The sequence below is a fragment of the Acinetobacter colistiniresistens genome (assembly GCF_024582815.1).
Lineage (GTDB): Bacteria > Pseudomonadota > Gammaproteobacteria > Pseudomonadales > Moraxellaceae > Acinetobacter.
Genome location: NZ_CP102099.1, coordinates 13244 through 27520 on the forward strand (window position 1 = coordinate 13244; position 14277 = coordinate 27520).

The 14277-nt window shown below is 43.1% G+C and carries 9 protein-coding genes, 1 pseudogene and 1 other annotated feature; of the genes and pseudogenes, 5 read left to right on the plus strand and 5 right to left on the minus strand.

Translation table 11 applies throughout. The annotated features are described in order from the left end of the window. The first annotated feature begins 6 nt into the window (after positions 1-6). Positions 7-924, plus strand: coding sequence for a mechanosensitive ion channel family protein (locus tag NQU59_RS00070; protein ID WP_005239586.1), 918 nt, complete (start codon positions 7-9; stop codon positions 922-924). On the opposite strand, the gene NQU59_RS00075 is transcribed toward NQU59_RS00070, so the two are convergent. Further along, a complete protein-coding gene (locus tag NQU59_RS00075; RefSeq protein ID WP_257064430.1) occupies positions 925-3792 on the minus strand; it encodes a DUF2339 domain-containing protein in 2868 nt (955 codons plus the stop codon). Between the two features lie 188 nt (positions 3793-3980). On the opposite strand from NQU59_RS00075, the gene polA reads away from it, so the two are divergent. From polA to NQU59_RS00095, 4 genes and pseudogenes are all read left to right on the plus strand, one after another. Beyond that, positions 3981-6746: a DNA polymerase I gene (gene polA, locus NQU59_RS00080; RefSeq protein ID WP_257064431.1), complete on the plus strand. Its 2766-nt coding sequence runs from the start codon at positions 3981-3983 to the stop codon at positions 6744-6746. A 217-nt stretch (positions 6747-6963) separates the two neighbouring features. After that, positions 6964-8147 (plus strand): annotated as a pseudogene (locus NQU59_RS00085) (IS256-like element ISAba26 family transposase). A gap of 12 nt (positions 8148-8159) precedes the next feature. Beyond that, positions 8160-9379 (plus strand): IS3 family transposase gene (locus tag NQU59_RS00090; protein ID WP_107114716.1). Its coding sequence is split into 2 segments (ribosomal slippage): positions 8160-8436 and positions 8436-9379, totalling 1221 coding nucleotides; the frame shifts between segments, so codons are not numbered across the junction. Further along, positions 8435-8551: a sequence feature (AL1L pseudoknot), on the plus strand. Its footprint overlaps the gene before it by 117 nt. 166 nt (positions 9380-9545) lie before the next feature. Continuing rightward, the gene (locus NQU59_RS00095; protein WP_257066066.1) at positions 9546-10637 is read left to right on the plus strand and encodes an acyltransferase family protein; all 1092 of its coding nucleotides are present in this window, start codon (positions 9546-9548) and stop codon (positions 10635-10637) included. 41 nt (positions 10638-10678) lie between these two features. On the opposite strand, the gene NQU59_RS00100 is transcribed toward NQU59_RS00095, so the two are convergent. The 4 genes from NQU59_RS00100 to NQU59_RS00115 are packed head-to-tail and all read right to left on the minus strand — an operon-like array spanning position 10679 to position 14260. After that, complete coding sequence (locus tag NQU59_RS00100) at positions 10679-11248, minus strand: YggT family protein (protein ID WP_257064433.1); 570 nt, start codon at positions 11246-11248, stop codon at positions 10679-10681. Between the two features lie 16 nt (positions 11249-11264). Beyond that, the gene (proC, locus tag NQU59_RS00105) at positions 11265-12104 is read right to left on the minus strand and encodes a pyrroline-5-carboxylate reductase (RefSeq protein WP_005239592.1); all 840 of its coding nucleotides are present in this window, start codon (positions 12102-12104) and stop codon (positions 11265-11267) included. A gap of 3 nt (positions 12105-12107) precedes the next feature. Beyond that, the gene (tilS, locus tag NQU59_RS00110) at positions 12108-13499 is read right to left on the minus strand and encodes a tRNA lysidine(34) synthetase TilS (protein WP_257064434.1); all 1392 of its coding nucleotides are present in this window, start codon (positions 13497-13499) and stop codon (positions 12108-12110) included. Next, positions 13436-14260: an acetyl-CoA carboxylase carboxyltransferase subunit alpha gene (locus tag NQU59_RS00115; protein WP_005239596.1), complete on the minus strand. Its 825-nt coding sequence runs from the start codon at positions 14258-14260 to the stop codon at positions 13436-13438. The genes tilS and NQU59_RS00115 overlap by 64 nt, the downstream gene beginning before the upstream one ends. Positions 14261-14277 lie beyond the last annotated feature (17 nt).

The following is a 14277-nucleotide window of genomic DNA, read 5'->3' on the forward strand; positions in this document are numbered from 1 at the left end:
GTTGCCATGCCGAATTCAAATATTCCCAAAGATGTTGCTGGCAGCCTGACCAATGTTTTCACCAACATCAACTTTGAGCGACTCAGTGAAATCGTGGTCGCGATTATTTTATGTTTCATTGGTTTTTTAATTGCTCGTTTGGTTTCGAATGCCTTTATTCGCACTGTAGGCAGCCGATTTAATGCGCATCAACGCCTGCTCTGGCGTCGAGGTATTTTTTACTTCATCTTCTTGCTGTTCATTATGACTAGCTTAAGAGAGGCAGGCTTTAAACTCAGTGTCTTTTTAGGTGCGGCAGGGATATTAACCGTTGCCTTGGGTTTTGCTTCACAAACCTCTGCCAGCAACTTGATCAGTGGTCTTTTCTTGATTGGTGAAGGTTCATTTGAAGTCGGCGATACGATTCAAATTACTTTAATTCGGGGTCAAACCATTGAAGGTGAAGTGATTTCAATTGACTTACTTTCAGTGAAATTACTCACACTCGACAATGTTTATATTCGTTTGCCGAATGAACAGCTGATCCGAACACCGGTGATGAACCTATCCAAATATCCAATACGGCGTATTCCAATCACCTTGGCAATTAATTTCCATGAAGACATTATTAAAGTGCGACATGTGCTGTTAGACGTTGCCGCCAAATACCCGCTGGTGATGGATGACCCCAAAGCCACGGTTACCGTGACTGCTTTCAGGGAGTCTTCAATCGAACTATTATTTGCAGTATGGTGTCGTCAGGAAAACTCACTCAAAGTCCGCGATGAAATGCAGGAACGTATCCGTAATGGCTTTCTACAAAATCAGATCGAAATTCCTGTACCGAAAATGGGTCTGATTGATCGACCACTTCCCTTAGAAAATGATGAAGTCGATCAATATGCCAATCAAAAAGAACTCAAAAAAGAACAGAAAGAGCAGTAATCAGCGCTCTTTCTGAGTCTGTTCTATTGCAGGCGGCAAAGGTGCCAGATAGGCAATCACCAACATCACGACTCCTGCACCAATAAATGAAATTACACGAGTCAATGTGCCGCTTTGTGATAGATCCAATAACAACAGTTTCACCACCACAATCGCTAATAATGCAGCACCAACAAACCAAATTTGCCGGATGTGGCGACGGCTGGAAAAGGTCATCAGAATAAAGGCCAAAATCACCCATAACAACGTCAGACTGAGTTGCACATCACCATTCGACCAAATTGCTGCGCTCCAGAATGGTGTGCCCAAATAATGATGCATGGCACGCACCACCACGCTACTCAACACCAACAAGCCAATTAAAATCGTACTGACTTTAAAGCCCCACTCGATCGAACGCTCTGCACTAAAGTCATGATGATAAATAACCCAGATCAGACCTGCAAACACCAATAAAGACAAAAGATCAGTGACGTTTAGAAGCGGTAGGAAATAGTACTGTTGCACCGAATCTGGATCTAAACTCATTAACACTAACCAAAAGAGGGTTAGACACCATACAGGGAACTGATGCAATAGCGAGGTTCTATTGGATAGCAACAACCAGACACTATAGCTCACAGGTATTAACCCAAGTGCTGCAATCGGCATGATTGGAAAAATAGCGAGGCCAATCAAAGCTAAACCCAGCCAGACTAAAGTGGCCCAAATCTTGGCATCTCCTTTCGGCTTGTTCAAATTCAAGCTGATTAGGAGTAATGATAATAAGGTTGCAGCGATGGCAAAGCTCAGCTGACTTAAACCACTTGGCCAATGCCCAACCGAATAGATCTGTACAGCAAAACTTTCCACATAAAGCAGCAACAATAACACCGCCGCCAAAATCAGTTGTAGATTGCCCCATTGCAAACGTGATTTAAGATACACAGCCACACTAAATAACAGCAACAACGTGGCTGCAATCGCAAGATAAGGGCTCAGTCCATCCTGTTGCCATTGCATCCACTCAACGCCAGCAATTGCTCCCGAATACAGCCCAAGTGCCAGAAATACACCACTTAACATCCGTGCGCTGAAATACTTCTCCACTGCTTGGTAATGCAGTAGGTAAAACGCCGATATAAATTGAGCCAATGCAAAAATTGCAGTACTTAGGATCGGGAAATGATCATTTGACCAGACTTGGAACAGCAATGCCATCGAACTTAACAGCACCAGCGCCACGCCCACATAACGGCTTAATCGGTAACGCTCGGTCACGCCCCAGACAATCAGTGCGGTTCCCTGAATCACCCAACCTGTTGATGTCCAATGTGCCCCTTTGGCCAATGGAAAAATCAACGCAACGAAGACCACGGCAAGGATGAAAAAGCTTTTGGCTAAAATTGAAAGTTGGGGATACTGACGTTTAATCCAAACATTGAGACTGATATAAACAAGCGCGAGTGCAACCGCTCCCCAAGTGAGTGCTGCTGTCGAGTTCTGCATTAGATAGGCATGTAATGAAAAGCCCAATACAGGGACACTAAAAATTAGCCCAACATCTAAAATCGGTTGTAAACGCTGCGTTTTCAGACCGATTTGCTGATCTGACGCTAAACGCTGATTTTGCGCCCGCACCATTAATTGGCTGTAACGAATACTAAGCCAGATAAACAGCGCCATATGTAGCCACAGAATCATATCCAAGGTATTAAACTGCGATGTTTCTGCGTAAATTCCAATTGTTGATCCACCAATAAACATGGTGGCAAAGAAGGCAATTTGATGCAGGATTTTCCATGGCTGAATAAAGTTCAATGCAGCCACAGCCAAGTTAATGACCAAGTAGTAGCCAAATAAGAAAATCACATCAGGATGATTTTGTGGAATTAGCAATGGCGCAAGATAAGCCATAGTTAAAGCCAACATCGCTAAATATAGGGCTTGTTGCTTTAAACTCAGACAGACCGTCACCAATAATAAAATCACAAATAAAATACTGGCCGTGCTTAAACTGGCAATGACCGCAAAATGGTGTGAGAAAATCAGTGTCAGGAATACAACCGCCAGACCGACGCCTTGTAGCGCAACTGCAAATAATTGATTTTTCTTTTGCAGCCAATAACCTGCAAGGGTGGTGATGACACCTGCGCTGGCAATAAAACCCAGTTTAACACCGAGGCTGAGTTGCCAATGTTCACTGGCAAAACGTAATAATAACACCACACCAACCATGAGTATGGCGACAGCGACACGGAGAATTGGATTGCCATGCATCATCCAATCCAGTGCGGGTTGCCACCAAGCTGGCTGTTTAGGTTTAGACCTTGGAGAAATTGAATTTTGTTGTGTCGCTGTCTGGACTGATTCAGGACTGGCTTGCATCCAAGCAGTTTGTGGTTGCTCTACAATTGCAGTAGCAGAAGCTGCCGATTGAGTGAGATCAATTCCCTGATCATCAGAAAAAGGCTGCGACTGAATTGAAGTCTCTTGTTTTATCGATTGTGTTGCGACCTGCTCTAAATGCAGCAATCGGGTTTGAAAAGCACTGATGGTTTGAATCAAGCAGAACAACAGTACCAATAACGCCCCACCCGCAAGCCACATCCACGTATTGGCATAGGCAAACAGTGCAAGTAATGCGGTCGCATAAATTACAATTTTTTGTACGCCGATGCCCGTCAGTTGTGTGACATGGTTCGTTGCGGCTTGCTCAAGCTGAGTTAAACGCTGATGTATTTCTGACAGAATGTGCACAATAACAACGGTCAAGCCAATGCCAGCAGCAACAATCGTGCCTTGCCACTTCAATGCAATTGTAGCCACAAGCAACACGGCCAAGCCAATTAAAACGACGATGAGTCCCTGTTTATCTTTTTTATACATAGACTTATATCAATTATGACAGCTTCATTGCGGCTATCTTACTTGATCACCAGATCAGCAGGTATTGTTACATACAAAATACTGCAAATTTTAAACGACACAAGCAGCCGCTCTCTGTCCAGTTCAGATAAGACAGCCACCACTTTTTCACGTAAAATACTAAGTAATTTATAATTAGGATTTGCGCAATGCCACCTTTTGTCTTGGTTGACGGGTCTTATTTTTTATTTCGTGCTTTTCACGCCTTACCTCCATTAACCACGTCGACTGGCTTACATACCAATGCCATTCGTGGCGCAATCTCAGCCATTCAGAAACTGATGCGTCGTACCCAACCGACACATATGGCTGTGATTTTTGATACACCAGAGCCAACCTTTCGTCACAAACTATCACCCATCTATAAGGGTGATCGCCCAAGTATGCCTGAGGAATTGTCACAACAGATTCCCTATTTACATGCGCTCATCAAAGCCCAAGGTATTCCACTTTACAGCCTTCCTGGAGCTGAAGCGGATGATATCATCGGAACCTTAACTAAACGCGCTTTGGCTGAAGGCCATCATGTCTTGATCTCAACAGGTGACAAGGACATGGCACAGTTGGTCAATCAACATGTCAAACTGGAAGACAGTTTTAAAGAACGTGTTTTAGATGAAGCCGGTGTGTTTGAAAAATTTGGTGTACATCCAAATCAAATCATTGATTATCTTACGCTTATGGGCGATGCATCTGACGGTATTATGGGTGTACCTGGTGTCGGTGCAAAAACCGCAGCGAAACTGTTAAATGAATACGGCACACTCAGCAATATCATTGCCAACGCTGATCAGCTTAAAGGCAAAATTAGCCAAAATATCAAAGACAATGTAGACAATATAAAAATTGATCACCAACTGGCCAGTATTGTCTGTGATCTCGATCTTGCTTTGGATTGGCATGACCTGAAACTGTCTAATCCAAATGTGGAGCAGCTTCGTGATCTATACACTGAATTAGAATTCCGTAATCAGTTACAGTCTTTGGATCATCCAAACAATCCAAACAGTTCAGCCTATCAGCAAACGGCACAAAGCATTGCCAAGGCTGAACAAAAAGCAGAACCCGTGGTTGCCGAAGACCACGCCAATCTGTCTAGTCAAGATGATCAACTCGGTGAAGCCACTTATCATACGGTACTGAATCAACACGATTGGGATGTCTTATTACAGCGTATGCAGCAGGCCGATCACTTTGCAATTGATACGGAAACCACCAATCTGGATTATCGTTTTGCCGAACTGGTCGGTTTCTCTGTGGCGTTTGATGCCAAGGATGCCTATTACGTTCCAGTTGCACATGATTATGAAGGTGCACCTGAGCAGCTCAATCGCGAGCAGGTTCTTGCTCAGATCAAACCGATTCTTGAAAATGAAAACGTGAAGAAAATTGGTCATCATCTCAAATATGATGCACATATCTTTGCCAATCATGGCATTACCATTCAAGGTTGGTATTTCGATACCATGCTGGCTTCATACGTATTGAATGCCGCAGCAACCCGACATGGTATGGATGATGTCGCTCGACTTTATCTCAGCCATTTGACCACAACTTTTGAACAGATCGCAGGTAAAGGTGCCAAACAAAAAACCTTTAACCAAATTGAGCTTGAAGTTGCGGCACATTATGCTGCCGAAGATGCGCATGTCACTTATCGTTTATACGAAGTGTTAGCAGCAAAACTAAAAAGCCATCCTGAATTGGTCAATATCCTACATAACATCGAAATGCCGGTTGCGCGTGTCCTCACTGGCATGGAAGAAGATGGCATTAAGCTCGATCATCAATTCCTCGATCAACTCAGTGTTGAATTCTCTAAAACCATACAAAGCCTTGAGGCACAAGCAGCTGAATTGGCAGGCGAAGCCTTTAATGTTGCCTCGCCAAAACAAGTCGGTGAAGTTCTATTTGAAAAGCTTGGACTCAAAGGCGGTAAGAAAACTGCGACAGGTCAATACAGCACCAGTGAAAGTATTCTGGAAAAAATCGAGCATCCTTTAGCCGAAGTGATTTTGGAACACCGTGGTCTGGCAAAACTCAAAAACACCTATACCGATCGTTTGATTGAACAATCACACGATTCAACCCATCGCGTGCATACCAGTTATCACCAAGCCTTAACTGCAACAGGCCGTTTGTCTTCAACCGATCCAAACTTGCAAAATATTCCCATCCGTACCCCAATTGGCCGTCAAATTCGTAAAGCCTTTATTGCACCTGAAGGTCGCGTCTTATTGGCAGCCGATTATTCACAAATCGAATTGCGTTTGATGGCACATTTCTCACAAGATGATGCGCTCGTTCATGCCTTTCAACAAGGTCAGGACGTGCACCGTCGTACCGCATCTGAAGTGCTTGGTATTGCCATTGAAGATGTGACCAATGACCAACGTCGTCAAGCCAAGGCGGTGAACTTTGGTCTGCTCTATGGCATGTCTGAATTCGGTCTCACCCGGCAGCTCGGTTTTAGCCGTGAAGAATCGCGTAGCTATATCGCCCGTTACTTCCAGCGTTATCCAGGTGTTTTGGATTATATGGAGCGCACACGACAAATTGCGCGTGAACAAGGTTTTGTTGAAACCATTTTAGGTCGTCGTCTATACACGCCAGACATTATGGCCAGCAATAAAATGATTAAACAGGCAGCTGAACGTGCAGCCATTAATGCACCGTTACAAGGCAGCGCAGCGGATATTATTAAACTGGCGATGATCGCAGTCGATAAAATGCTACCTAAAGATCAAGCCAAGCTGTTACTACAGGTACACGATGAATTGGTATTCGAGGCTGATGCTGCAATTGCAGATGAACTTTCAAAACAAATTGCTGATGTGATGCAATCGGTATTGGAAATTTCAGTGCCATTTGTGGTGGAAGTTGGACAAGGTCCAAACTGGGACGCTGCTCACTAAGCGCTGACAACCACTCAATAAAAGTTTCTTGCAGACAGGGGATCAACTCCCCTGCGCTACAAGAACACCAATAATAAAGAATAACTGATAAAAATTAATCCGCAAAGGAGATAGGAATGCAACATGTCCTTTAATCAAGTTCGGGACTGTTCTAAATTTTGTGTAAGTACTTAATTTTCATTTATCCTTCAGAGGATAATTACAAAAGGTACTTCACATGGATGAAGCAACAATCAAAAGTATGGCTGCCGAATTGGCTAAAGGTCTAAAAACACCAGAAGACTTAAACCAAATGACAGCAGTCTTTAAAAAATTCATGATTGAAACTGCACTCAATACTGAACTTTCAGACCATCTCGGTTATGAAAAGCATCAGTCCAGGAAAGGCTCAAATAGCCGTAATGGGTTTAGTTCTAAAACCATTACAACTCAAGATGGACAACTGGCTTTAGATATTCCCCGTGATCGAGAAGGTTCATTTGAGCCACAAATTATCAAAAAGCACCAAACACGCATCACCAGTATGGATGACCAAATCCTCTCACTGTATGCAAAAGGAATGACTAATAGGAAATTGTAGCCTTCTTCAAAGAAATGTACGATGCCGATGTCTCAGCATCTCTCATCAGCAAAGTTACCGATGCTGTGATTGAGCAAGTGACTGAGTGGCAAAATAGAGCCTTAGATAGCCTTTATCCTGTTGTCTATCTTGACTGTATTGTTGTCAAAGTCCGTCAGCACTCCAATGTGATTAACAAGTCCGTATACCTTGCTTTAGGCATCAATATGGATGGACAAAAAGAATTACTGGGTATGTGGATTGCTCAGACAGAAGGTGCCAAATTCTGGCTGTCAGTCATGACAGAGCTAAAAAATCGAGGAGTACAGGATATTCTTGTTGCCTGTGTAGATGGATTAAAAGGCTTTCCTGACGCGATAGCCTCCGTTTACCCTCATACTGATATTCAACTGTGTATCGTGCATGTTGTACGCAATAGCCTGAGATTTGTAAGCTGGAAAGACTACAAGGCTGTTACCTCGGGTCTGAAAGCGATTTATCAGGCAAGTACAGAGGAAAATGCTTTAAAGTCCCTAGACATCTTCTGTGATCAATGGAATCACCAGTATCCCAAAATTGGAGAATCCTGGCGGGCCAATTGGGAAAATATCCGAACGATCTTTAGCTATCCAGCCGAAATACGTCATGCAATTTATACAACAAATGCGATTGAGTCGTTGAATAGCGTAATACGCCATTCAACGAAGAAGAGGAAAATCTTTTCATCTGATGACTCAGTAAAGAAGGTCATTTACTTAGCAACATCAAATGCTGCGAAGAAATGGACGATGCCAATTCAAAATTTGAACCGTACCGGGTTTGTCGGAGACTCAATATTCTGAGAGACTATTCCGATGAAAAAACCAAACTATACCCCCGAAATTAGAGAAAGAGCGGTTCAATTACTAATTGAATCTGAAAAAGATTATCCATCGAATTGGGCAGCAGTTTCCGCAATTGCTCCTAAAATTGGCTGTACTCCTGAAACACTTCGTGTTTGGTATCAAAAATACTTAGATCAACAAAATCCCGCCAAAGTACAACAGGTATCTGACCAAGAAAAAATGAAGCAAATGGAACGTGAAATTAAAGAATTAAAACGTGCCAATGAAATTCTACGTAAAGCAGCCGCTTTTTTCGCCCAGGCGGAGCTCGACCGCCCACACAAATAATGGTGGATTTTATCCATAACAATAAGGCGTTATATGGTGTTGAAGCGATTTGTAGAATTTTACCGATTGCAGCTTCGACCTATTATCGGGCTTTAGATTTCGTTGATAACCCAGAACATCGAGCGAAACGTGCTCTGCATGATTTACATCATGCAGAGCAAATCAAACGTATTTGGAAAGAAAGTTCAGGTCGATATGGTGTACGTAAAGTTTGGCAAAAATTGAAACGTGAGGGTTATGTTATTGCACGTTGTACAGTTGCTCGATTGATGCAAAAGCTAGGTATACAAGGTGTTTGGCGTGGTAAGAATAAACAAACCACCCGTAGCCGAGATGATCAAAAACGAGCAGATGATTTAGTGAAACGGAATTTTAGTGCTGATCGACCTGACCAATTATGGGTCAGTGACTTTACGTATATTCAAACACATTCAGGCTGGGTCTATACCGCCTTTATTATTGATGTGTTCTCACGAGCAATTGTTGGATGGAAAGTATCTACACGGATGAATACAGATATGGTGCTCGATGCATTGGAGCAAGCATTGCACGATCGAGGCATGCCAAAGAATGTGATTCATCATTCCGATAGAGGTGTTCAATATCTTTCTATTCGCTATACCAATCGTTTAGATGCTGCAAATTTACGAGCATCAGTCGGTACGACAGGTGATTCATACGATAATGCTCTGGCTGAAACGGTGAATGGCTTATACAAAACAGAGGTGATTGAATATTTAAAAGCAGATTGGCAAGGTTTAGCAGATGTACAACTTGCGACACTAAACTGGGTAGATTGGTTCAATAAAAAGCGTGTACACAGTGCACTGGGTTATGTATCGCCTTTTGAGTTTGAAGCAATGTACTATGATAAGATTAACCCGTTAGGTCAGGTGGCCTAACTTAAATAAAAAAGTCTCCGACAAACCCGGTACGGTTCAATTGGCGTTTAGCAATGAATTGGTTTACGATTCAGTTCGATGATCGATTAAAAGATCATTTATAAAAAATGGAACTTACACAAAATAATTTACAGGCTCTCAAGTTCAATTTAACCGTTATCACTCCATTGATTCACTGCGTTTTATTTCAATCTGCTTGGTGTTACTGCATCACTTTAATATCCCCTATAAGCTGTTCGACACCTCAATCGGCTTTCAGGTTTTTGGCGAAAGTATTACCACGCTTTTAGCCCGAAACGGCAACTATGGGGTCACCATGTTCTTTGTGATCTCAGGTTATTTAATCACCTCACATACCATCAAGCGCTGGGGTGCACTCCATCAGGTCAATACTCGGGACTTTTATATTTCACGATTTGCTCGCATCATGCCGACCTTGATTTTGCTAATCTGTCTGGTGAATTTGCTAGGAGCATTGGAACTTAAACCCTTTATAACCCAAGCTCCAAATGGCATTGTAGTGGCCCAGTCAACGGTCAACTTGGCAGCACTGACCTTTTGGATGAACATCCTGATCATTGAAAATGGTTGGGTCAACTATGCACTTGGGGTGCTCTGGTCGTTATCGGTTGAAGAAGTGTTTTATCTGCTTTTTCCGCTGACAGCACTGCTATTTAGGAAAAACCCCTGCTTTCTATTTGTCTGTGTTGCCGTGATTCTCTTTGCACCGTATTTTAGATATTTACATTACGGTGAGGAAAGTGGTGCCTACCTCTATCATTACTTCTCCAGTTTTGATGGGATTGCCTTTGGTTGCATTGCAGCATTAATCGCACCTCAAATGAAGTTGCAAGCCCAAACTTGGCGATGGCTAAAAATCATTGCCATTACTGCAATGCTATTCATTTACTTTTCAGCACCGATTAAACAAAACTGTGTTTGGGACATTAGTCTATTTGCACTTGCAACCGCCATTCTGATTCTGGCAAATATCGCCAATGAACAGATCACAACTCCGAAGCCGCGTTTTAAGTGGTTACAGGAGATCGGCAAGAATAGTTATGAAATTTATTTATTCCATCTGATTATTTTAGGTACTTTTAAACTTTTTTATACGCCTGCCCTGACTGAAGGCAATATCAAACTACTATTATTATTCATCTATTTTTTACTTGCGATTGGACTCGGTGGCTTGATTGCACACTACTTTTCCAACCCACTCAATCGAGCGATCCGACAACGCTGGATCAAGAAATAAAAAATGGGCAAGATGCCCATTTTTTATTGAAGCCATACCGCTTAAAGACCGGTTAACAGAACTTTAGCCGCTTCATTCATCAAGATCTCAGCCACGTAAAGTGCCAAGAATGCCAGAATTGGAGATAAGTCAATCATCCCCATATTCGGTAAGATACGACGGAATGGTGCAAGCAATGGCTCAGCTAGCTCCTGAATCACTTCGATATAAGGCGAGCGATACTGGGTAAACATCACCACCCAACTGAGAATGATGGTTGCAAAAATCAAGTAACGACAGAAACGGATCAAGTCCTGAATCATGGTCACAAAAGTCGTGATCACCAAATACACAGCGCTATGCGGCATCTGTCCAGACAAATACATCAGACCAAACATTTTCAGTAAATACAGCACCACCAATAAGGCAACTGCTGCTAAATTCACGCGCCCTTTGCCGACTGTTGGGAAAATACGGCTAAAAACATCTACAATTCTGGTCGCTTTCGCTGTAGAAAGCACCACAGGATTGTAGGGACTGACTGCCGCCAATTGCATTAAAAAACGGAAAAAGACCAATAAAATCGCAACATTGATCAAAACACCAAAAATTAGCGCAGAACTTGCACCCATAATTGTCTTATCCTACTTAAACCGATTTAGACTTGTCACTCAACTCTTGCGCAAGCTCTTGGCTACGCTTCTGAGCTGCTGCAAGCGCTGCTTGAATATTTTGTGAAATCTGCGCACGATCAAACACTTCTAAAGCTGCTTGGGTTGTGCCGTTTGGAGATGTCACATTTTTACGTAATTCTGCAGGAGAGTTTGAGCTGGTAATCGCCATTTGCGCTGCACCTAATGCCGTTTGCAATGTTAAAGCAGTCGCGACTTTCTCATCTAGGCCCAAGTTCTTACCTGCACGAATCATACTTTCCATCAAATAGAAGAAATACGCAGGACCTGAACCCGATACGGCGGTAACCGCATCAATTTGTGCTTCACTGTCCACCCATATGGTTAAACCTGTCGCCGCTAAAATTTGACTGGTTAACTCACGATCTTGCGTACCCACAGCTTCAGATGCATAAATACCGTGTGCACCTGTTTGTACCAATGCGGGGGTGTTTGGCATAACACGAACAACGCGTTGACTACCGCCAATTAAATCTGAAATGGTTTGAATTTCAGCACCCGCAATAATTGAAATGACTAGTTTATCTGACAACAGGCCTGTTAATGGTTGTAATACCGTTGCCAAGACTTGTGGTTTAACAGCCAACACCACCACATCCGCATTTTTAATCGCTTCCACATTGTCTATGGTGGTCTGAATTCCCTTTTCTTCTAGGATGTGGCGAATTTGCTCTACAGGGTCAGAAACGGTAATCCGTGTAGTCGGTAATCCACGAGAAAGTAATCCACCAATTAAGGCTTGCGCCATGTTACCGCCGCCAATAAAACAAATATTTTTATTCAATGCTGTCGCCATGTCCTACTCGTCATATGAAATAGACTGATGAAAAAAGTCATTACAGTCAGAAATTAAACTTGGTTGCCAACCACCCTGTTCTAAATACTCAGATTGCGCCAACCAAAAACCCTTTGGGCTAAAAACCCCAAGCATAACATTATCTACGACTAATATTTGAATTGTATGACGTAACCAAGGCAAAATCTGTGCCTCTTGAATGGCTTTTTTCAACGGCCAGCTTCCAACCCGTCCATAGAGATGAATCTTTTCACCGCCTTGTCGCTGTATCAAGCTGAGCTCACGTCCTAACAGTTGGGTTGAAAGTCCGATTTTATGAAGGCAAATCGTAAATCGTCCAGCTGCGACATCGATCGTTTTTCCGATCTCATAATGCTGCATTAAAACATCTGGAAATGAAGAAGTTTTTTCTGCATCACGCTCAGCCTGTGTTAAGCGATATATTTTTTTCTGATAACGTACAAAATAATGCTGATTGATATGCAAGCATGCCTGCGCATCAGGTTTTGCCAGAATCACTTCTTGCTGTAAACGTTGCACCATATCGAAGCTTGGACGATATTGATCATTTCCTTTCACCCAAGCAGACAATAGCTGTCGTTGTCGCGCCGTTGAAAGTTGACTTAGTTTATTCAGATCAAGTTCACGATCTGTTGCACAATCTTGCCAATCTGCTTGCAATACCTGATCCAGTATTTCAGCCGCATCCTGCAATAACTCACTAGTACGCGTGATAGCCGCCTGCATTTTTGGGAAACGTTGTTGCAAAACCGGCCAGAGCACTTCCCGGCACCATGCCCGGTCATAATGCGTATCGTAATTGCTTGGATCAGTCACATAATCAAAATCGAGTTGCGCTGACCATTGCACAATTTGTTCACGACTGAGTTGAAGAAACGGACGCCAAATGCTCAGATCTGAACGTACATCAAACTGCTGCATCGCCGCCAAACCGTACATGCCTGCGCCAGAAAACAAACGCAATAACAATGTTTCAGCCTGATCTTGTTGATGATGTGCCAAGACTAAAATCTCATTGGACTTTAAATGCTGTTGATAAGCTTGATAACGTGCATTGCGTGCTTGTTGTTCTAAATTACCCGCTTCAACAGAAACTTTTTCAACAATAAAAGGAATATTCAGTGCTTCAGCATGGCGTTGTACAAGCGCCCCCCACTCAGCACTCATGCTTTGCAGCTGATGATCAATATAAATGACACGGCTTTGGGTCGGGAAAAGTTCAGATATCAAATACAGCAACAGCATGGAATCCATGCCGCCGCTACACCCAATCAGGAATTGAGTCTGTTCAGAAAAATGCTGAGTTTGTGCTAAGACGCGATGCCTAAATTGCTGCTGCCAAACTTCATTAAACGTTGATAACGTGCGTCGCATCGTTCTTGGGCATCCATCGGTTGCAATTCATCTAAGGCTTGTTTAAGCACATCTTTTAAATCATGCATGACTTTTTCAGGCTGCAAATGTGCGCCTTCACCTTCATCCACAACATATTCAACAATACCCAACGCTTTCAGCTTGTCCGCGGTTAAGGCCAGCGCCTCACTCGCCTGTGCTGCTTTATCTGCTGTTTTCCATAAAATAGATGCACAGCCTTCGGGTGAAATTACCGAGTAAATACTATGTGACAGCATAATCACACGATCAGCCACACCAATACCCAACGCACCACCAGAACCACCTTCACCAAGAACCGTGGCAATCACTGGCACTTTTAAACTTGAAAGTTGTGCCAAACTGGTAGCAATCGCTTCTGCCTGACCGCGTTCTTCTGCACCCACACCTGGATATGCACCCATCGTATCCACAAAAGTAAATACAGGTAAATTAAAACGCTCAGCCATATCAAGCAAACGTTGTGATTTACGATAGCCTTCCGGATTACACATCCCAAAGTTATGTTGTAACTTCTCACGGGTACTGCGGCCACGATGCTGACCCACCACCATCACGGGCTGTCCGTCAAAACGTGCCAATCCACCAATCATGGCGCCATCATCACCATATAGGCGGTCACCGTGAAGTGCATCAAATTCAGTAAAGATTTCACTGACATAATCTAGAAATTGCGGACGTTCAGGATGTCGTGCAATTTGAACCGTAGCCCAAGCCTTGGACTGAGTCGCTTTATTTTTCATAAGTCGTAGATAATCCC